The organism is Pantoea sp. X-Soil-TKNS-1211, from assembly GCF_059730495.1.
Genome location: NZ_AP035953.1, coordinates 2,800,435 through 2,821,750, shown reverse-complemented (window position 1 = coordinate 2,821,750; position 21,316 = coordinate 2,800,435). Strand labels below are relative to the sequence as shown.

Here is a 21,316-nt window from a genome sequence, read left to right as displayed (position 1 = left end):
TATGAACAGAGCCGAAAAGGTGGTGTGGACAGAAGGTATGTTTTTGCGTCCGCATCATTTCCAGCAGTCGGAAAATTTTCTGCACAGCAGCTTACGGGAATGGGGACAGTCCCAGCGTGTCTACACCTGGGGATTCTTCGACGTTGAATTTGATGACGCGCTGTTGCGGCAGGGCAAACTGGCATTAAATGCCGCCAGTGGCTGCCTGCCGGATGGCACTTTCTTTGCCTTTAGTCAGCCCCAACAGGGACCGGCTCCGTTGGATCTGCCAGACAATGTTGATCGAGCGAAAGTGGTGCTGGCGATCCCGACGCGGCGCAATGGTCGCGAGGCGGTAACCTTTCAGGATTCACCGGACTCGCTGGCGCGTTATCTCGCCTGGGAAGCAGAAGTCGAGGATGACAATGCGCTGGCCGTCGGCGCGGCAACGGTGCAATTTGGTAAATTGCGCCTGCGCCTGATGCTGGAGCAGGATCTCACCGCAGAATGGACCGCAATGGGTGTGGCGCGAGTGGTGGAAAAGCGTAGCGATAACCACATACGTCTCGACAACGATTACATTCCGCCGATGCTCACCTTGACCGGTAGCCATGCGTTGCAAAGCATGATGAACGATCTGCATGGTCTGATACAGCAGCGCAGTCAGCAACTGAGCCAGCGCACACCCGGTACCGGGCGCTTTAACAGCGCTGATATGGTCGATTTCATGCTGCTGGCGTTGTTAAACCGACAACTTGGCCTGCATGCGCATCTGCAAACCTTACCGTTACTGCATCCCGAATCCCTGTATAGCCATTGGCTACAACTGGCGGCAGAGCTGAGCACCTGGTCGCCAGCGCGCACGCCGGATGCTTTTCCGCGTTATGACCATGACGATTTGCATGGCTGCTTTATGCGGTTGACGTTGCAGCTTCGCCAGGAGTTGTCGCAGGTGATGGAGGAGAGCGCGATTCAACTGCCGCTGACGCAGCGTTCGCACGGCCTGAATGTAGCGACGGTGCCGGAGAGCAGCATGGTGCGGGAATTCGGCTTTGTACTGGCGGTGAAAGCCAGCGTGCCAGCCGATGCATTAAAAACCCACTTCCCGGCGCAAATGAAAGTCGCGCCTGTCACCAAAATTCGTGATTTGGTGCAGCTCCAGCTTCCAGGCCTGTCGCTGATCGCCATGCCGGGTGCGCCGCCACAAATCCCGTGGCATGCCGGTTACAGCTACTTTGAACTGGATAAAAACAGCGAGCTGTGGAAGGAGATGGAGCGCTCAGGTGCTTTTGCACTTCACCTCGCTGGTGAGTTTCCAGGCCTGAATATGGAGTTCTGGGCCATTCGCAGTCAGTCAGAATAATCAAAACTGAGCACGCATGATGCAGCCACAACAGAAACCGAATAGCGATGCCGCACAGCCCGATGTTAGCCACCAGAATATATTGGTGGCGGCGGCGAACCCGCTGATTAACGCCATCCCGCAAATCCGGCACGCCGTTTCCCATGACGATCCTGCTCGTCTGCGCCAGCAGTTAATTGATCAGATCCGCCACTTCGAGCTGAGCTGCCAGCAGTCAGGCCTGAGTTATGAGGTGATCATCGGCGCGCGTTACTGCCTGTGCACCGCGCTGGATGAAGCCGCCGCACTGACACCGTGGGGTAGCCGTGGCGTCTGGACCAGCAACGGGTTGCTGGTCACTTTTCACAATGAAACCTGGGGTGGAGAGAAGTTTTTCCAGTTGCTGGCAAAACTGTCGCAGAACCCACGTCAGCATATCCTGCTGCTGGAGTTGATCTATTTTTGCCTGCTGCTCGGTTTTGAAGGGCGTTATCGGGTGCTGGACAATGGGCGTTCACAGTTAGAAACCATCAAACAACGCTTGTTGCAGATGATCAAAAGCGTGCGCGGCAGTTATGCGACGGCGCTGTCGGTGCATCCGACCGATCAACCGGTATTGCGTAAGTTGTGGCGTCCGATGATTCCGCTGTGGGCCTGCGCAGCAGTCGCTGCGTTGGGTGCCTGCCTGTTCTATATCATCCTGAACTGGCGGCTGGGTGATTACACCACGCCGGTGCTGGCTAATATCTACCAAACCTCGTTACCGGAGATGCAAATCCGCAACCCGGCACCACCACCACCCGCCGTGCTCAATCTGAAAACCTTCCTCAAACCGGAAATTGATGCCGGATTGGTGGCAGTACGCGATGAAGCCGATCAAAGCGTGGTGACGCTGAAAGGCGATGGCTTGTTCAGCTCCGGAGCGACCACGGTGCGTGGACGTTATGAAGCGGTTATCCAGCGGATCGCGGCGGCGATGAACAACGTCAGCGGCAAGATTCTGGTGGTGGGATATAGCGATAACGTGCCAATCCGCAGCGCCCGTTTTGCCTCCAACTATGAACTCTCCCTGGCACGCGCGCAGTCAGTACAGACCTTGTTGCAACAGCAGTTGACGCAACCCGCCCGTGTGAAAGCAGAAGGGCGTGGCGAAAGCAATCCGCTGGTGCCGAACACCAACGCCGAGAACCGTGCGCGTAATCGCCGTGTGGAGATCACGCTGCTGGTGGCACCGGATGCGACGCAAGCTGAACTTAACGGCCTGGCGAGAGGGAACTAATCCATGCTGAATATGCTTTTTGCCGTGCTGACCAGTCGCCTCGCCTGGGGTTTTGTCGGCATCACCGCGCTCTCATTTATTATCTGGGTGATTGGCCCGGTGTTCTCGATTGTCGATTCGCGGCCTCTGGAGCCAGAACAGAATCGCATGATCAGTATCGCTTTGCTGTATCTGGTGTGGGGGTTGAGTCAGGCGATTCCTCGCCTTTACAACATGTGGCTCAACCGTAAACTGATGTCGAGCCTGGAAACTACGCCGGCCGGTGAGCCAGAGCAAGACCGCAAGCGCCTGACTAATGAGGAACAGGTGCTGGCGAGCCGTTTTGGCGAAGCCACGGAGATGCTGAAAAAGGCGCATTTCCAGCGTCACAACAGCAAAGGTACGCCATTCTGGGCGCAGCGTTTCAGTCGTCAGTATCTCTATCAACTGCCGTGGTACATGATCATCGGTGCACCGGGTGCCGGAAAAACCACCGCGCTGGTCAACTCCGGTCTGCAATTCCCGCTGGCTGACAAGTTTGGTAAAGCGGCGCTGCGTGGCATTGGCGGTACGCGCAACTGCGACTGGTGGTTCACCAATGACGCGGTGCTGCTGGATACCGCCGGGCGCTACACCACCCAGGAGAGCCAGCAGGAGCGCGATGCCAGCGAGTGGCATCACTTTCTGGCGTTGCTGTGCAAATACCGTGGTCGTCAGCCGATCAATGGTGTGATCGTCACCCTGAGCGTGGCGGATCTGCTGAGTCAGACGCCGGAAGCCCTGCGTAATCAGGCTCTGGCTCTGCGCCAGCGGTTGATGGAGCTGCATGATCGCCTCGGTATCCGCTTCCCGGTCTATGTACTGGTCACCAAGGCGGACCTGTTAAAGGGGTTCCGCAGCTATTTTGCCGGGCTGGATAAAACGCAACGCGAACAAATCTGGGGCTTCACCTTCCCCTGGGCGCAGGCGTCCACGGTAGATTTTGAACTCAGTAGCCAGTTTCAGCAGGAGTATTCGCTGCTGCAACAACGTTTGGATGCTGGGTTAGCTGATACGCTGTTGGGGGAAAGTGACGCCCAGGCGCGAGCGGAAAGTTATCTGTTCCCGCAGGAGTTTGCCGCATTACGTCCGTTGCTGGCTGAGGCGCTCGATACCTTATTTGCCCGCTCAGATTTTGAAACCCAGTTCGCACCGCGCGGCATCTACTTTGCCAGCGGCACCCAGGAAGGGCTGCCGTTTGACCGGGTGATGGGCGAGTTAACCCGTGCGCTGCATCTGCCGGGACAACAGGACGGCGCATCGGGCCGTTGGGATCAGGTAGGTAAAGACGCGCCGATTCCGCCAACCAAAGGGCAAAGCTTCTTCCTGAAGGACATGCTGGAAGATGTGGTATTTCAGGAGTCCGGGCTGGCGGCCAGTAATCGCTGGTGGGAACTGCGCAATCGCGCCGGATTATGGTCTGGATACCTGGCGTTGCTGGTCATTGTGGCGATTATTGCGGCATTGTGGTTGACCAGTTACAGCAAAAACAAAGCCTATTTGCAGGAGATGGCGGCAAAAACGCCGCAGGTTGAGCAACTTGGAGAACAGCTACAACGGCAGGGGAGCGGCGATTTCTTCGCGCTGGTGCCGTATCTCAATACGTTGCTGCATCTGCCAGAAAGTAAAGACTTTTCATTGCAGGACCCACCACTGACGCGTCGTATGTGGTTATACCGTGGCACTGAAGTGAGCGACGCCAGTCAGGCGCTGTACAACAAAGCGCTGAAGCAATTGTTGCTGCCACAGGTGGCGCAGAACATCACCCGTTGGTTGCGTAATGATAACGGCAGCGATGCAGATTACAGCTACGAGGCGCTGAAGGCGTATCAGATGCTGTATCAGCCGAAGCATTATGACGGTAAGTTCCTGCAAGCCTGGCTGATGCTGAATATCTCGCGTGAGCTACCGCAGAACGTGACCCAGCAGGAAGTCAAACAGCTGGCGTGGCATCTGCAACAACTGCTGGAAACGCAAATCCAGTCCTCGCCCTATGCACAGGATGATGCGCTGGTAAAGCGCGAGCAGGCGCTGATTAATCAGATGCCGCTATCACAGCGCGTTTACGGACGCCTGAAGCGCCTGCTACAACGTGATGGCAGCTTACCCACAGTCACCCTTGCCGCGCTCGGCGGTCCGCAAAGTGAACTGGTGTTCTCGCGTAAAAGCGGTAAATCGGTCAACGATGGCGTCTCCGGCCTGTATACCCCGGACGGATATTGGCAGCATGTCGATAAGCAAATTGCGCCGGTGACGCAGGCGCTGTATCAGGACGATCGCTGGGTGTTGGGGGGAATCTCGCAGCAGGAAAACAGCCAGCAGACCGACTTAGCGGTGCGTCAGCTGTATATGCAGGATTACATTCGCCAGTGGGAGCAATTCCTCAGCGATATCCAGCTCAACAACAGCGCCGACCTTGCACAGCGCATCAATACCGCCCGTCTGCTTTCTGGCAACCACTCGCCGCTGCGCCAGTTGGTGATTAACCTGAGCAAAGTGCTGACGCTGACGCGTGCGCCAACCGATGACAAAACGGCACAAACCGCGCAGCCGCCGTCAGACAACAGCGCCACCCGCACCTTACAGGCGTTGTTCAGTGCGCCCAAAGCCAATGCGGCGCAGAGCGAAGCCAATCCGGCACCGGAACAGGTGGTGGGAGCGCATTTTGCCTCCATTATCGAGCTGGCGCAGCCGTTGCAGCAGGGGAGTAAAGTGCTGGCGGTGGATGATTTTCTGCACCAGATTGACGATCTCTACCGTTACCTGACGGCGGTGCAGGATGCGGCCAACAGCGGTATGCCGCCGCCATCAAGTGATGCCATAAGCCGGGTACAGGCCAGCGCTGGCCGTTTGCCTGGAACGTTACAAAACATGGTCTCCAGCATGGCGGTAGGGGCCAGTTCAGATGCCCAGCGTCGTGATATGGATAACGTGCGCAAACGTATCCAGATGGAGGTGGGCAGCTTCTGTCAGCAGGCCATCGCCGGGCGTTATCCGCTGGTGCGCACTGGCCGCAACGAGGTGACACCCGACGATTTGGCGCGCATGTTTGCGCCAGGTACTGGGCTGATGGACAGCTTCTTCCGCGACAATCTGGCAAACAAAGTCGATACCACGCACGCTGCCTGGCGTTTCACGCCGGGGATAGATGGTAAAACCTTGCCGGGCGGTGAAGCATTGCTGCGTCCGTTCCAGCAGGCCCAGTCAATTCGCGACGCGTTTTTTACCAATGGCGCGACCACGCCATCCTTCCGCGTCACCCTGCGCACGGTGAAAATGGACAACGATATCCTCACCCTGACGCTGGATGTCGATGGACAGATCCTGCGCTACAGCCACGGTCCACAGGCAGTGCAGATGGTCAGTTGGCCGGGGCCGGGTGGCACCAGTCAGGTACGGATGCAGCTTGGCTTAACTAATGGCACCACCTCAACGCTGGTCACCAGCGGCCCCTGGGCGCTGAATCGCTTTTTTGACCGCGCCCGGCTGACGCAATCCGCTGGTCTGACCCGTGAAGCCAGCTTTAACGTCGAAGGACATCAGGTCACGCTGTCGTTTACGCCCGGCAGCATTCGCAACCCGTTCCAGCTTCCCGCTTTTAGCTGCCCCTGAATCGGAGCCTTACGATGACGCAATACGCAGCCCCCGGCTGGTACGGCAAACTGCCCAGTGCGGGTGATTTTGTTAAGCGGCGCTTTCCCGATAGCTTGCTACGGCAATGGTCACACTGGTTTCAGGTGGGTTTACACCATTGGCAAACCAGTGCCGAAGGGGAGAGTGCCCCTTCGCGCGCCTTTCTCAGCGCCCCGGTATGGAATTTTGTCGTGCCCCCGATGCTCGGTAGCCAACTGGTGCAGATGGGCAGCCTGACCGCCTCGCGCGACAGCGTCGGTCGCCACTATCCACTGTGCGCCCTGCGCCACTTCAGTCCAACCGAATGGTCACCTGCCATGCTGGGTCGGGCCGGTGACTGGTATCAGCAAGTCGGCAACACGTTGTTGCGCGTGGTGCGTGACGGCAGCAACCCGGAACAACTGGATCAGGCGTTACTCAGCATTCCCCAGCCACAGCCGTCCGAGGCGGGAGAGTCATCTGACATTCTGACGATTATTGGTGACGGAGGCAGCGTGTCGAACCTGAGTTGGCAACTGCCTGCCGACAGCTTTGATCCACAGTTTTACACCAGTTTCTGGTGGACCAATCAAAGCGACGGTTTTCCGCTGTACACCCATGTGCATAGCGGTAACTTTACCGCCCAGTTGTTTTCGCTGTTGTTTGATCCGGCAGGCGGTGCAAAACCCGGACGAAATGGACTTTATCCCCCAATGTTTGAATCCTGAGGTATACCCGCATGACTATCGATCTCGACGCGCTGCTGGAGCCGATCAGCAACGACGACCCCTGCGGTGAAAACCTGGAATATCACGCTGATTTTCAGGCGATGGAACAGGCCAGCGCCGGTAAAGCTGAGCAGCAATTTGGTGAAACCATCATCCCGGCAGAACCCGCTGACTGGAACCGGGTAGAGAAGCTGGCGAGCGAACTATTGAGCCGCAGCAAAGATTTACGTGTGATGCTGGCGCTGACCCAGGCATGGACTCATCTCAATGGCTTGCCCGGCTATGCGCAGGGGCTGGAGCTGATTGAACAGGCGCTGCTGCGCTACTGGGAACCCCTCTGGCCACGTCTCGAGGAAGACGGCGAACAGGATCCGTTCTATCGCATCAACGCGCTGGCACTGCTGGAGGATGCCTCGTCACTGACAGCAGCGGTCCGCCAGGCATGGCTGTTACGTCACGCCTCAGATGGCATCACCTTGCGCGATGCCATCGCCCTGTACGATGGCAGCAAAAGCGAGACGGCAGATTATCCAGGCGGCATGGCGCGTTTGCGGGATGAACTGGCACAGCAGGGGCAATCTGCTGCCGTGACGGTGCAGCAGATCCATCAGCGTCTGCAAAGCCTGCACGACATCATTGCCGAACGATTGGGTGAAAGCGCAGTACCTGATATGACGCAAGTGCAGAAAAATTTTGCCGTGCTGGTCAGCCTGACGCAATCGGCTGAAGTGGCTGAGGTGTTACCGGATACCCCGCCGGAACCACAGACAGAAGCACCGGTCCCGCGCGCTGTCGCTGACTGGCGCACGGCACAGCTAACCAATCGCGCAGATGCGCAGTTGATGCTGGAAAAGGTGAAGCAATACTTCGCCCAGCATGAGCCAAGTCATCCGGCCCCGTTGATGATTGACCGCGTGCAGCGGCTGATCGAACTCGATTTTATGGACATCATCCGCGATCTGGCACCGGATGGCGTCCATCAGTTGCAAAACATCTTCGGACGCCGCGATTAACGCCGTGTCCACCCCTTCATCACGCAGTGAGACCTGCGCGCCTTACCCCGCGCATCATTTATGGAGAAAATCATGGCCACAATGAAATCCAGCGGGCAGAAATTTATCGCCCGCAATCGCGCGCCCCGCGTTCAAATCGAATATGACGTGGAGATCTATGGTGCGGAACGCAAAATCCAACTGCCGTTCGTGATGGGCGTGCTGGCAGACCTCGCTGGCAAGCCACTGGAACCGCAGGTTGCCGTTGATGACCGTAAATTCCTTGAGATCGATATTGATAACTTTGATGAGCGCATGAAGGCGATGAAACCGCGTGCGGCGTTTCAGGTTGATAACACCCTGACGGGTGAGGGCAAACTCAATGTCGAACTGACCTTCGAAAGCATGGATGATTTCTCACCTGATGCGATTGCCCGTCACGTGGAGCCGCTGAACAAGTTGCTGGAAGCACGTACCCAGCTTGCTAACCTGTTGACCTATATGGATGGGAAAAACGGCGCGGAAGAGTTGATTGGCAAAATTCTGCATGACCCGACCCTGTTGCAGGCGCTGACGCATCTGCCGAAGCAGGCTGACGCGGCAGAAGGGAAGGAGGAGCAATAATGAGCGAGCAACGCCAACAGCAGCCGCAAGGCGCGTCCAGCTTCAGCCAGGATGAATTCAGCGCGTTACTGAGCAAAGAGTTTCGCCCGAAAAACGATCAGGCACGAGAAGCGGTAGAAAGCGCGGTCAAAACCCTGGCGCAGCAGGCGCTGGAAAACACCGTCACTATTTCCAACGACTCGTACCGTACCATTCAGTCGCTGATCGCGGAAATTGACGATAAGTTATCCCAGCAGGTTAACCAGATTATTCACCACGATGAGTTTCAGAAACTGGAAAGCGCGTGGCGTGGCCTGAGTTATCTGGTGAACAACACCGAAACCGATGAGATGCTGAAAATCCGCTTTATGAGTATCTCCAAGCAGGAGCTGGGGCGGACGCTGAAACGTTACAAAGGCGTGGGCTGGGATCGCAGTCCGCTGTTTAAGAAAATCTACGAGCAGGAATACGGCCAGTTTGGTGGTGAACCTTTCGGTTGCCTGGTCGGCGATTACTACTTTGACCACGGCCCGCAGGACGTGGAGCTGCTGGGTGAGATGGCGCGTATCGGTGCCGCGGCGCACTGTCCGTTTATCACCGGTGCGGCACCGGAAGTGATGCAGATGGAGTCGTGGCAGGAGCTGGCGAACCCACGCGACCTGACCAAAATTTTCCAGAACACCGAGTATGCCGCCTGGCGCAGCCTGCGTGAATCAGAAGACTCACGTTACCTCGGTCTGGTGATGCCTCGCTTCCTGGCGCGTCTGCCGTACGGTATCCGCACCAATCCGGTTGACAGTTATGATTTCGAAGAGCAAACCGACGGTTCTGATCATAACAACTACGCCTGGAGCAACGCGGCCTATGCGATGGCAGCAAATATCAACCGTTCATTCAAAGAATACGGCTGGTGTACCTCGATCCGTGGTGTGGAGTCGGGTGGGGCAGTAGAAAACCTGCCGTGCCATACCTTCCCCAGCGATGATGGCGGTGTGGACATGAAATGTCCGACCGAGATCGCCATCAGCGACCGCCGTGAAGCCGAGCTGGCGAAAAACGGTTTTATGCCGCTGGTGCATCGTAAGAATTCAGACTTCGCGGCCTTTATCGGTGCGCAGTCATTGCAAAAACCGGCGGAATACCACGATGCCGACGCCACCGCCAATGCGCGCCTGGCGGCACGTCTGCCATATCTTTTTGCCTGCTGCCGCTTTGCCCATTATCTGAAGTGCATCGTGCGTGACAAAATCGGCTCCTTCCGCGAGCGCGATGAGATGGAGCGTTGGCTGAACGATTGGGTGATGAACTACGTTGACGGCGACCCGGCTAACTCCTCACAGGAAACCAAATCACGTAAACCGCTGGCGGCAGCCGAGGTCAACGTGGAGGAGCAGGAAGACAATCCGGGTTATTACGCGGCGAAATTCTTCCTGCGCCCGCATTATCAGCTGGAAGGCCTGACGGTATCGCTGCGTCTGGTATCCAAACTGCCTTCGCTGAAGACCAGTGAAAAGTAACACGCTTTTTCAGAGAACCGGACTACCCGGTTCTCTGAACCCCTCTGAATAAACATGTAGCAATCTATTCAGAAAACGAGGCAGAGGTAAAATATGGATGGTTTTATTCAGCCCCATGCTTTCCTGTTTGCCATAACGATGCTTTTTCAAAGCAGAACGTAAATCAAGCAAGAGAAGATAATTATGGCTATTGATATGTTTTTAAAAGTTGATGGTGTGACGGGTGAATCTAAAGATTCTAATCACACCGGTTGGACCGATATTACCTCCTTTAACTGGGGCGCTACCCAGCCTGGGAATATGGCAGTTGGCGGTGGCGGCGGTGCGGGTAAGGTTAATTTTAATGACCTGAACGTAAATGCGCTGATCGATAAATCCACCTCCGCGATTCTGAAATATTGCGCCAATGGCAAGCACATTACCAAAGTTGAGCTGTCCATTTGTAAAGCGGGAGGCTCTCAGGTTGAGTATGCGCGTATCACACTGGAAGATGTGCTGGTTTCTCGCGTAGATTATACCGGTGCTGACAATGGCGATACGCTGAGCATGGCTTACTCTTTCCAGGCCGCGAAAGTGAAACAGCAATACTGGGAGCAGAGTTCTTCCGGTGGTAAAGGTGCAGAAAGCAGCGCAGGCTGGAACATTAAAGAAAATAAAGAGGCGTAATTCGCTTTATTTATTGACCCTGCATTAATTTGTAGCGGCGCGATTTATCGCGCCGCTACAGCACGGTATTCACAGTTTTTTAAATGCATTGAATTGCAAAAGGAGATTGTAATGAGCGGCAAAAGTATGATCGAACCTGGCTTCTGTGTGGTGCAGCGTCCGGGAAGACTTACGGAACAGGCGATGTTTTTATTTGGTCATCGTAATGTTGCAGCGGCAAATTACTTTTTGCAATTGAATGCAGATGTTACCTGGGCAAAACCGGGGCAGATTTTGATCGTGGCTGATCCTGAAGGCAACAATAAGCCGGCAGCCATGAATGCGCTGAAGGCGGCGAAAACTACCACCAATAACAGCCTGAATCATCTTTCAGCCGATGAAGCGAGCTTTTTCCAGCGCCACTACGCCTCTATTGCGGCGATCACGAATTTTATGGATAAGTCCTCGGGACTGATAGGCGATGCCGGAGAGAAATACTTTACTGAGATTGGCAAGAAATTGACGGCCATCGAGAGCGCCTACCGTAACCAATATCTCACGTCTGGTACGCTATTTGGTGAACAGTTCTTTGTCGAACGCCGCCGACTCTTTGCTGAGCTTGAAGTATTGTTGAATAAATTTTCTCGAATTGTATTAAGGTTACAGCCTTACGAGAAGCTAAAACATGCGCTGAATCTCTCCAGTTCGTCGATTATTCATGACTGGGAGACTGCGGGTGTCGGTGCTATCCGTGGCTACTCCACCTATGTAGACGGTGCGGCAAAGGCTGCTAAATTCATGAAAATGGGTGGATGGGTATCGATTGGCTTTGGTGCACTCAATACCACTAATGATGTCTACAACAGCTGTACTACCGATCGTGAAAATGAATGTGTTAAGGTGGCCGTGAAAGAGTATTCAAAATTTGGTGCAAGCACAGCGGCTGGAATCTATGGCGGGGCGCTTTCCGCGTCTGTTGCAACGGGTGTTTGTGTTGCTTTAGGCGTTGCAACTGGCGGAGTGGGTGCTCTGGCATGTGGCATTGTTGGTGCTGCGGTGGGTGGATATGGTTTCGGAAAAGCGGCAGAAAAAGGAACAGGTCTGGTAATGGATATGATTTTATGACGATGTCTGATTTTTTTATGTTTGGTACCGTAATCTTATTTTTCTTAATCGGTTTTCTTCATATATATGCAGCGTTCATCTTCAAAAAAAATAAAACAAAATATGAGCAGTTTGTCAGTGAATACGAGAGGGCGGGTTTGCAGCTGGATTTAACGACGCGCGTTTCGGGGTTTATGGGCTTCTATGCAAATTACCAGAAACTCTCTTTTTTTATGCGTTTATATCATGGCGTTAAAATGCGCTTTTCCAAAAATGAATATGTAAGGCGGGAAGCCTACGACTTCGTTCAAAGTCAATCCAGAGAAACAATTGGCTGGATGATAAACTTGCATAACTTATATAAGTTTATTTTTTCCGTCACTGCTATTTTTGGGGTTTTTTTAGTGGTTTTTGTATACGTTTTAAATTGATGATCTTAAATGAAAAGATTCTTAGTGATTTTGCTGCTGTTGATAAATAGCCATTTTGCTAGTGCATCGGTCACTCTCTCACTACCGACGTCCCCCGTCTATGAAAAAAATATCATCGCACAAGCTGAACATAGCGGTTTGAGCCGCGTTGAGCTGGACAAGAGCCAGACATTCGATGTCGTTAAAGATGGCAAGTTGCAGGGGACGCTTATTCAGGGGAAAGGATGGATAAGAGAGGTTCAGCCAGTATGCTTTATAGGCTGGAGCAAAGACGGTAAGAATATCGATCAGTTTATCCAAACGATCGGGCAGGGTGACTGGGAAACGGTAGGTTGCCATAAAGTGGATTCGGTAGGTTTCATTTCTAAGAAAGATGATGAAAATGAAAAAATTGCCGTGATTTATACTATTGAAGCACCTGACCACTATGGCACCGATTACTATGTTATGGGGCTTAACGCGGGTGACGGTGTTTACTATGATAACGACACCACCGAAAAATTCCAAAATTCGTCCCTGAAAACCATTGCTGAATTGCGAAAGGTCTATCAAAAGTAAAACCAGGCGGTCTTCACAAGGCCGCTTGATAATCCCAAAGGATAAGGAAGTTGGAATGAAGAATGGGATGGTTTTCTTTGTATTTATGGGGATGTTGCTGAACAATGCTAACGCCCAGGACATTTGTAGCCATGCGGTAATTGATAGAAAAATATCTTCTTGCTTTAAATTCGCGAAACTGGAAGCAGAAAAAACGTTAAATGAAGAGTATATCGCAGCAAAGAAAAGAATCGCTGCTGAGTATTCCGCCTCACCGGCAGATTTGCAAAGCTATACGTCGACCTTAACCGAGTCACAGCGTGGTTGGCTAAAGTATCGCGATGGTCAATGTAATCTTGAGTCTTTTATGGCTGAGAAAGGAACCGTTACTCACGATACGCTTACGGATAAATGTGTTGCCAGAATTGACCTGGAACGTGTGGAGCAACTTAAAGCTATTCCCTATGAATAGCGATTACTAATTAATTTATTATTCTCGCAATCACATATTTAAATCTGAAATCGCTTGTGCGGATTATCATCCCGTAGCGGCGCGATTTATCGCGCGCTGTTAAACAGCGAATTAATCCTCCAAAAAACGCGATAAATCGCGTCGCTACCAAAACAAAATCGCTTCCTATATTCCGCCTCTTTCCCGAGAGAGGCGCGATATAGATGCCGAACAGCTAACCGCAGGAATCCGTTATGCGCTTTACGATAATAACGACTAAACCCGGCCATCAGCCGCCGCAAACTCTTTTTGACTTTTTACCCCCCGGCGGCACCATTGGTCGTGGTGTGGATAACAACCTGGTATTACCCGATGACGATCGTACTATTTCCCGTTTACAGGCAATCGTCCATATTTCCGCCGACGGTGAATGTCGCCTGACCAATCGCGGCAATGTCACGCGTGTGCTGCTGAACGATATTCCCTTGGAACGGGGTCGCCAGGTGGAATTACAGGATGGCGATATTCTGGGTATTGATGATTACCAACTGCTGGTCAACGATATTCACGCGGCACAGCCAGCCAGCAGCGTGCCAAAACCGGCGGCCAAAGCGGCAATCATCGTGGATGAGCCTCCTGCTGTCAGCGGCCACACCGCCGCCATCCCGAGTGAAATCTGGGATAGCCTGGCGAAAGAGTTCTCCATCTCTGACGATTTATCGCAACGGAATAAAGCAACACCAGCATCATCCGAGGCCCATCCGCTGACTGTCCCGGCAGCGGTTGAACGCAACCCGGAAGATCCACTGGCTGCGTTGATTAGCGATGCGCCTCTGGATATCGGACAGCAGCACACCAGCCGTAGCCTGTTTGATGAAGATGATGCGTTGTTTGCCGAGGAGAGTATTTTTGACGATGCCACACCCAGTGCGCTGGTGGGGCAGAAACGCGTCGCCGCGCCAACGCCGGTTGAAAAACCGCCCGCCGAGCTGGACCCGCTTAGCCTGTTTGGCAGCCAGAACACCCCTGATCCACGCCATCACGATGATCCACTCGGCCTGATGATGGGCGGTGCGGTGCCACTGGCACAACCTGAGGTTCCACCAGCAGCAATCCTGGAACCTGAACCTGAACCAGAGCCAGAGCCAGAGCCTGAATCAGAACCTGAATCAGAACCTGAATCAGAACCCGAATCCGCAGAAGCCAGCCCGACGCCGCTGGAATATGGAGGCATCACGCTGCCAACGCCACAGGCGGTGCAGCGTACGCCATCACCCACCCCCAAAGGGCGTCTGCGCATCGATCCGGTGGCTTCCAGCAGCCAGCGTGAAGCAGCCGCGCAAAGCAGCGGCGATGCACTGAAAGGTGAATTACTCGATGCGCTGCTGGAAGGGATGGGCCTACAGGATTTACAGCCCACGCCACAGTTCGATCGCGAGCAGATGTACCAGTTCGGCCAGATGCTCAGCATGTTCTCGCAGGGCACAGTCGCGCTGCTCTCCTCACGCTCGATTCTCAAGCGTGGCGTGAAAGCAGATATGACGGTGATTCTCGACGATGCCAACAACCCGTTCAAACTGCTGCCCTCTGGCAAAACCGTGCTGATGCAGATGTTTGGCAGCCGCATGCCCGGTTTTATGCCGCCACGTCAGGCGGTACGTGATGCACTGATCGATCTCCAGGCGCATCAGTTGGGGATGATCGCCGGTATCCGCGCCATTATCGCGTCAATGCTGCAATCCTTTAATCCGGACCAGTTGGAAGAGGAAGCCCGTGAGGCGGGTTCCGTGTCCCGTCTGGCACTGCCTGGCAGCCGCAAGGCGGCGTTGTGGGAGCATTTTGTTGAGCGCTACGGAGAAACTGCGGGCGAGATTGAAGACGACTTCCACACCCTGTTCGGCGAAGCCTTTCTGCACGCCTACGACATGGAAGTTAATCAGTACAAAGATTCACAAACCCACACGGATGACGCATGAATATCACCATTGCTTCCACGTCGAATCAGGGCGACCGCGCCAGCAATCAGGATCAGACCGGTGAGATCATCGGTGAACGTTCAGCCTGCTTTGTCGTCTGTGACGGCGTGGCCGGTTTCCCTGGTGGAGATGTTGCCGCCACCATCGCCCGCAGCAGTTTAATGGAGGCGTTTAACGGCGCAACCCATCTGAACGCGCAGTCGATCCGTAACTATGTCAATCACGCCAATCAGGCCATCCGCCAGCAACAGAAGGCCAGCAGCGAACACAGCCGGATGGGCACCACGCTGGTCAGCCTGTTTATTGACCGTGATTACGAGCTGGCTTACTGGGCGCATGCCGGTGACAGTCGCCTCTATCTGTTTCGGCGTGGTTATCTCTACCACGTCACCACCGATCACAGTCTGGTGCAGCAAATGAAAGATGCCGGGCATCAGACCGAAGGCATCAACACCAATTTGCTCTATTTCGCGCTCGGCATGGGCGACGAACAGCGTGATGCCAGCTACAGCGATGTGGTGGCGATCGAAGACGGTGATGCTTTTCTCCTCTGTACCGACGGTTTCTGGCATGGCGTCACGCTGGAACAGATGCAGCAGTCACTGCATATGGTCAACACACCGCAGGAGTGGCTGACGTTGATGCAGCAAATCATTAGAAACGATCAACCGGAAAATGGTCAGCAGGACAACTTCAGTGCGCTGGCCGTATGGGTTGGTTCACCTCAGGACACCACCTTACTGCACTCGCTCTCTGATGCGGCGCAGTTTTTCCCTCTTCGCGATTGAGAACGCCAACATGAAATATGGATTACTGGGACTGGCTGCGCTGCTGCTGAGTACACAGGCTTTGGCTGAGAACTACCGTATTGTGCAGTCCCCGACACAGAAACTGGATGTGTGGATTGATGACGTCAAAGATAACCAACTGGCGAGCTGGTGTCAGAAGAGTGTGGACCTGCGCATTGTCACCAAAGGGGAAAAAAGTGCCACGGTACTGGACAACTTTCTGCCGCGTGTCGCCGGGTTGATGGCGTCGCAGTGCAAAACGTTGCAACAACTGCACTGGCAATTGCAGGATGCGGATGGCAATGCGCTGGCCCAGGGGAGTGCTGAGCGAGAGCAAAACTGGCAGCCGGTTGTCGCGCCGCCGCCACAAGCCGCCGCTCCGGCACCTGCCGCCCCAGCACCGGCCTCTCCGGCGATCAGTTCGCCACCCGCTGATACCACCCCCTGGCAGCAATTCAGCCTGTTGGATGGTTGCCACTTCCGCACCTGGTGGCAGCAACCGGCACAATCCAGCGCCATTTTTGTGCCGTCGAAGCAGGGCCTGGTCTGCGGTCAGGATGGTTGGTTAAGCGGCCACAGCAACCTGACACAAATGGGTAACGGTGCCGCAAAATCAGTCGATGTCACCTTTGTGCAGGGCTTTCCGATTGCCGGGTTAAGCAACGGGCAGCCGACGCACGAGCTGACCATCACCACTGTCAACCGTGAACGCATGGTGCTGGCAGATGAGAAATCGCCGGAAAGCTGGTTAGTGCTGCCGTTCAGCGCGCAATTTAATGGTTGGCAGGCACCGGATCAGGTGGTGGTGCAGATGCCCGCCAGTGATGCTGCCGATGAAAGCGCACTGCGCGCCCGTTTGCAGGAAGTACGCAAAGTCTGGTCGCCGTGGTTGAAAAGCGCTTCGCCGCTGAAAGTACAACTGGTGGAGCAACTGCACCCGGAACTGAAAGATCCGGCCGCAGCGGCTTACCGCACCGTTAACTAACGCAAAAGGAGCTTGCATGGAATCGTTACAACAGCGTCTGGCTGGTGCATCACTGGCGGAGAATCTGGCCCGTACCACGGCGCAGATTCAGGCGAATCCTTCCGATGCCGATCTGCGTGCCACCTTTGTCCAACTGCTGTGCCTGGCGGGGAACTGGACGCGCGCGCAGACACAACTGCAATCCTGGCTGGCGCTCACCCCGCAGGCACAACCCACCGTCACCCTGTTGCAACAGGCCATTGCCGGGGAGTTGCAGCGTGCGGCGGTGCTACGCGGCGAGGCGCAACCGCAACTGCCGGGCAGTGCCTGGAGATGGTGTGAAACCCTGCTGGCGGCGTTGCAGGCGGAAGCCGTCGGTGACTTCGCACAGGGTTCCACCCTGCGTCAACAAGCATTGGACGATGCGGAGTCCAATCCCGGCGAGCTGGAGCAGCAGGATCAGTCAGTGGCGTTCCCGTGGCTGATGGATGGCGACAGCCGTTTTGGTCCGGTATGTGAAGCCATCGTCAATGGCCGTTATTACTGGGTGCCGTTTGCCGCCATCCGGGAGATGCAGTTTCAGTCACCGACCAGCGTAACCGACTTGGTGTGGCGTCATACGCTGATCCAACTGGTGGATGGCAGCGAACAGGTATGCCAGATTCCGGCGCGCTATCCTTTACCGGCCCAGGCCGATGAGTCCTGGCTCCGTGCCAGCGTCACCGAATGGCGTCCGCTGGGTAACGTTGACAACCAGTTTATCGGCCTGGGCCAGAAAGTCTGGCTGAGCGATAGCGCGGAATTCCCGCTGCTGGCACTTCAGCACCTCACCTTTAACCACATCGGGCCAGCTTATGAGTCGTGAAGACGGCTATGCTCAGCTGCATGGCGGCCATCGTGCGCGGAAAAACCGCGACACGCTGACCTCACGCGACAAGTTGCAATCCTCGCTGCTGGATCGCCTGACCGATGATGCACCGGACAAACGGTCCGAACCGGGCAACAGCGTGTTGATCACTCACAACACGCTCCGTCGCCATGTGCTGCGCGATTTGCAGTGGCTCTTCAACACCATCAATAACGAAGCCCAGCAGGATCTCAGCCCGTTTGGCGAGGTGCAGCGATCGGTATGGAATTTCGGTGTTGCGCCGCTGGCCGGACAAAATATGTCTGATATCGAATGGCAGGACATCCAGCGCAAAATGACCAACGCCATTTTGCATTTCGAACCTCGCATTCTGCCGCAAGGCTTGCAGGTGCGATGCGTCAGCGATCTGGCCGCACTCGACCTGCACAACGTGCTATCGATTGAGATCAAAGGTCGTCTGTGGTGCGTGCCTTATCCGCTGGAGTTTCTGTTTCGTACCCAGGTCGATCTTGAGAACGGCCATTTCGAACTACAGGATGCGGGGTAATCATGGACAGCAAACTGCTCGACTACTACAACCGTGAGCTTGCGTATTTGCGTGAGATGGGCGCTGAGTTTGCCGAACGTTATCCCAAAGTGGCAGGACGACTGGGAATGCGCGGCATTGATATCGCCGATCCCTACGTCGAGCGGTTGATGGAAGGTTTTGCGTTTCTCACCTCGCGTGTTCAACTGAAAATGGATGCGGAATTTCCGCGCTTTTCGCAACGGCTGCTGGAGATGATTGCGCCGGGTTATTTAGCACCAACCCCCTCAATGGCGATTGCCCAGCTCACGCCGGATAGCCGCAAAGGGGACATCAGCAACGGTTTTCGGGTGCCGCGTGGCACCATGATGGAGAGCCAGAGCCTGAAGAAATCGGGCGTCACCTGTAGCTACACCACAGCGCATGACGTGATGTTGCATCCTTTGCGCATCAGCGATGTGACGCTCGGCGGCGTACCCGGTGACATCCCGCTGGGTGAGCTGAAGTTAAGCGGTCTGGGTGCGGCCAGCGCATTGCGCATACGGATTGAGTGTGAAGGCGTTGCGTCGCTCAGCCAACTGACGGCGGATGAGTTGATGCTCTACCTCAGCGGTCCGGATATTCAGGCACTCAGGTTACTGGAGCTGCTGATGCAACACCGCGTCGGCATCGTGCTGCAATCGGTGGAACCGCAACCGCAGCGCCAGATGCTGGCCGATAACGCGCTGCAACAACAGGGTTTTGCGCCTGAACAGGCGTTGCTGCCGGACGATCTGCGTAACTTCGACGGTTATCGTCTGTTGCAGGAATACTTTGCCTTTCCGGCAAGGTTTCAGTTTATCAGCCTGCATCAACTGGCGGCGTTCCTGCGCCGTTGCGAAAACGCCAAAGCCTTCGACATCCTCATTCTGCTGGATAAAGCCGATGCTGAACTGGAGAGCGTGGTCGATCGCAGCCATCTGGCGTTGCATTGCACGCCGGTGATTAACCTGTTCCCGAAAATGGCAGAGCGGCTAAAGGTCAGCGACAGCCAACATGAATATCATCTGGTGGTGGATAATATCCGCCCGCTGGATTACGAAGTGCATTCGGTACAACGGTTGTTCGCCACCGTGGAAGGGCAGCGCGAGGAGCAGGTATTCCGCCCTTTCTGGAGTACCTTCAGCGCGGATAACGGTGACTACGGTGCGTATTTTTCCCTGCGTCGTGAGCAGCGCACCCTATCGGAACACGCGCAACGCTATGGCACCCGCACCGGCTATATCGGTTCTGAAGTGTTTCTCTCGCTGGTGGATGAACACCATACGCCGTGGCGCGACGATATGCGTTACCTCTCCGCCGAGGTGATGTGTACCAGCCGCGATTTACCGTTGATGCTGCTGCAACAGGAACAGGGCCAGTTCGTGATGCCGGATTCGATCCCGGTAGGTCAGCTGACGTTGTGTAAAGGGCCAACGCCGCCGCGTCCGGCGCTGGCGGAAGGATTATCCGCCTGGCGGCTGATCAGTCATCTGCAAATGAACTATCTGAGCCTGATGGACAGCGCCAATGGGGAGGGAGCTGCCGCCTTGCGTCAGCTGCTGAGTCTGTACGCCAATCTGGCGGAAGCGCCAGTGGCGCGCCAGATCGAGGGCATTCGCCATTGCCAGCTCAGCGCGGTGCATCGTCGGGTGCCGGAACCGGGTCCGGTGGTGTTTGCACGTGGGGTCAGCATTGCGCTGGAGGTAGATGAACAGGTGTTCTCCGGGGCCAGTCCGTGGCTGTTTGGCAGCGTACTGGAGCGGGTCTTCTCGCGCCTGGTGGCGTTAAACAGTTTTACCGAACTAACCCTCCGCAGCCAGCAACGCGGCGAAATCGGTTACTGGCCGCCACGTATGGGTCAGAAGGCACTGCTATGAGTGAGGTCGCGCAGATTATCCCGTTGTCGCGCGCCAGCCGTCTACCGGACGATTTCTGGTCTGCGGTGATGGCGGCACCCTGGCGCTATGACCTGTTCCAGTTGTTGCGTCGGTTAAATGCGCAAAGCGGCCAGCGCTATGCACTGGGGCGTGCACCGCTGCCCAGGTTCGAAAGCCTGCGCATCGGGCAGCAGCCATCCCTGACCTTCGCACCCGCCACTCTCGCCTCGGTGCGTGAGCGCGAAACAGATGGTCGCCATGCCGTCGCCATCTACAGCTTTGGCCTGTTTGGCCCGAACGGCCCGCTACCTACGCACCTGACCGAGTATGTGCGCGAACGTATCGACCACCATCAGGATCACAGTCTGGCGGCCTTTGCTGACCTGTTTCATCACCGTGCCACCTTGCTATTTTATCGCGCCTGGGCGGATGCGCAGCCGACCGCGTCTCTCGATCGCGGCGACGACCAACGTTTTCAGCACTATCTGGCGTGCCTGGCCGGGATCGGTTTTCCGGCCCAGCAACAGGCCAGCTCGCTCAGCCTGCACGCGCGCCTGATGCTGGTGGGGCACCTCAGCCGCCACGGACACGATGCGGAAGGTCTGGTGCGGATTCTGCGGCTCTACTTTGGTGTTCCGGTACGACTGGAGCAGAACCAACCGCAGTGGCTGACGCTGGATAGCCGCGATCAGGCGCGTCTGGCTGCCGGACGGCATATGCCGCGTCTTGGTGAGTCGGCTTTTCTCGGTGTCGCGGTGCGCGATGTGCAGCACCGTTTCCGCCTGCGTTTGGGGCCACTCACCGCCGATCAATACGCCCGTTTTCTGCCTGATGGTCGGGGGGCGTGTGAAGTGCGCGATTGGGTGCGGCACTACCTTGGCATTGAAATGCAGTGGGATCTTAGCCTGATCCTCGCTGCGAATGAGGTTCAGGGCGCCACTCTCGGCGGTAGCGCCCGACTGGGTTACACCAGTTGGTTGGGGCAACCGTCCCAGCCTGTTGATCGTGAAGATTTCGTTTTTGACGTTGAGGCTGCCTCGCGCTAGCCCATCGCCTTT

The 21,316-nt window shown here is 55.5% G+C and carries 19 protein-coding genes; all 19 read left to right on the top strand.

Annotated features, from left to right (window positions below; translation table 11 throughout):
- Position 1: 1 nt before the first annotated feature.
- On the top strand, positions 2 to 1,342 hold the full coding sequence (gene tssK / locus AC6I8W_RS13425; protein ID WP_497835413.1) for a type VI secretion system baseplate subunit TssK: 1,341 nt from the start codon (positions 2 to 4) through the stop codon (positions 1,340 to 1,342).
- A 16-nt stretch (positions 1,343 to 1,358) separates the two neighbouring features.
- A complete protein-coding gene (locus tag AC6I8W_RS13420) occupies positions 1,359 to 2,600 on the top strand; it encodes a DotU family type VI secretion system protein (protein WP_497835412.1) in 1,242 nt (413 codons plus the stop codon).
- A 3-nt stretch (positions 2,601 to 2,603) separates the two neighbouring features.
- Entirely contained in the window at positions 2,604 to 6,230 is a 3,627-nt protein-coding gene (gene tssM, locus AC6I8W_RS13415; RefSeq protein WP_497835411.1) for a type VI secretion system membrane subunit TssM, read from the top strand.
- 14 nt (positions 6,231 to 6,244) lie between these two features.
- The gene (tagF, locus tag AC6I8W_RS13410) at positions 6,245 to 6,958 is read left to right on the top strand and encodes a type VI secretion system-associated protein TagF (protein ID WP_497835410.1); all 714 of its coding nucleotides are present in this window, start codon (positions 6,245 to 6,247) and stop codon (positions 6,956 to 6,958) included.
- An 11-nt stretch (positions 6,959 to 6,969) separates the two neighbouring features.
- A complete protein-coding gene (tssA, locus tag AC6I8W_RS13405; protein WP_497835409.1) occupies positions 6,970 to 7,971 on the top strand; it encodes a type VI secretion system protein TssA in 1,002 nt (333 codons plus the stop codon).
- A 72-nt stretch (positions 7,972 to 8,043) separates the two neighbouring features.
- A complete protein-coding gene (gene tssB / locus AC6I8W_RS13400; protein ID WP_497835408.1) occupies positions 8,044 to 8,574 on the top strand; it encodes a type VI secretion system contractile sheath small subunit in 531 nt (176 codons plus the stop codon).
- On the top strand, positions 8,574 to 10,070 hold the full coding sequence (gene tssC, locus AC6I8W_RS13395; protein ID WP_497835407.1) for a type VI secretion system contractile sheath large subunit: 1,497 nt from the start codon (positions 8,574 to 8,576) through the stop codon (positions 10,068 to 10,070). The genes tssB and tssC overlap by 1 nt, the downstream gene beginning before the upstream one ends.
- Before the next feature lie 183 nt (positions 10,071 to 10,253).
- Entirely contained in the window at positions 10,254 to 10,736 is a 483-nt protein-coding gene (locus AC6I8W_RS13390; RefSeq protein ID WP_497835406.1) for an Hcp family type VI secretion system effector, read from the top strand.
- A 111-nt stretch (positions 10,737 to 10,847) separates the two neighbouring features.
- Positions 10,848 to 11,840, top strand: coding sequence for a hypothetical protein (locus tag AC6I8W_RS13385; RefSeq protein WP_480364435.1), 993 nt, complete (start codon positions 10,848 to 10,850; stop codon positions 11,838 to 11,840).
- On the top strand, positions 11,837 to 12,250 hold the full coding sequence (locus AC6I8W_RS13380) for a hypothetical protein (RefSeq protein WP_497835405.1): 414 nt from the start codon (positions 11,837 to 11,839) through the stop codon (positions 12,248 to 12,250). The genes AC6I8W_RS13385 and AC6I8W_RS13380 overlap by 4 nt, the downstream gene beginning before the upstream one ends.
- Positions 12,251 to 12,259: 9 nt before the next feature.
- The gene (locus AC6I8W_RS13375) at positions 12,260 to 12,808 is read left to right on the top strand and encodes a hypothetical protein (RefSeq protein ID WP_497835404.1); all 549 of its coding nucleotides are present in this window, start codon (positions 12,260 to 12,262) and stop codon (positions 12,806 to 12,808) included.
- Between the two features lie 55 nt (positions 12,809 to 12,863).
- Positions 12,864 to 13,259, top strand: coding sequence for a lysozyme inhibitor LprI family protein (locus AC6I8W_RS13370; protein ID WP_497835403.1), 396 nt, complete (start codon positions 12,864 to 12,866; stop codon positions 13,257 to 13,259).
- A 233-nt stretch (positions 13,260 to 13,492) separates the two neighbouring features.
- The gene (gene tagH / locus AC6I8W_RS13365) at positions 13,493 to 15,214 is read left to right on the top strand and encodes a type VI secretion system-associated FHA domain protein TagH (RefSeq protein WP_497835402.1); all 1,722 of its coding nucleotides are present in this window, start codon (positions 13,493 to 13,495) and stop codon (positions 15,212 to 15,214) included.
- A complete protein-coding gene (locus tag AC6I8W_RS13360; protein WP_497835401.1) occupies positions 15,211 to 16,002 on the top strand; it encodes a PP2C family protein-serine/threonine phosphatase in 792 nt (263 codons plus the stop codon). The genes tagH and AC6I8W_RS13360 overlap by 4 nt, the downstream gene beginning before the upstream one ends.
- A 10-nt stretch (positions 16,003 to 16,012) precedes the next feature.
- Positions 16,013 to 16,987: a hypothetical protein gene (locus tag AC6I8W_RS13355; RefSeq protein WP_497835400.1), complete on the top strand. Its 975-nt coding sequence runs from the start codon at positions 16,013 to 16,015 to the stop codon at positions 16,985 to 16,987.
- A gap of 16 nt (positions 16,988 to 17,003) precedes the next feature.
- Positions 17,004 to 17,831 carry a type VI secretion system accessory protein TagJ gene (locus tag AC6I8W_RS13350; RefSeq protein WP_497835399.1) on the top strand — a complete coding sequence of 276 codons (828 nt, stop codon included), beginning with the start codon at positions 17,004 to 17,006 and terminating at the stop codon, positions 17,829 to 17,831.
- Positions 17,821 to 18,381: a type VI secretion system baseplate subunit TssE gene (gene tssE, locus AC6I8W_RS13345; RefSeq protein WP_497835398.1), complete on the top strand. Its 561-nt coding sequence runs from the start codon at positions 17,821 to 17,823 to the stop codon at positions 18,379 to 18,381. Before AC6I8W_RS13350 ends, tssE begins: the two co-directional genes overlap by 11 nt.
- Positions 18,382 to 18,383: 2 nt before the next feature.
- Entirely contained in the window at positions 18,384 to 20,258 is a 1,875-nt protein-coding gene (gene tssF, locus AC6I8W_RS13340; protein WP_497835397.1) for a type VI secretion system baseplate subunit TssF, read from the top strand.
- Entirely contained in the window at positions 20,255 to 21,304 is a 1,050-nt protein-coding gene (gene tssG, locus AC6I8W_RS13335) for a type VI secretion system baseplate subunit TssG (RefSeq protein ID WP_497835396.1), read from the top strand. Before tssF ends, tssG begins: the two co-directional genes overlap by 4 nt.
- Positions 21,305 to 21,316: the final 12 nt, after the last annotated feature.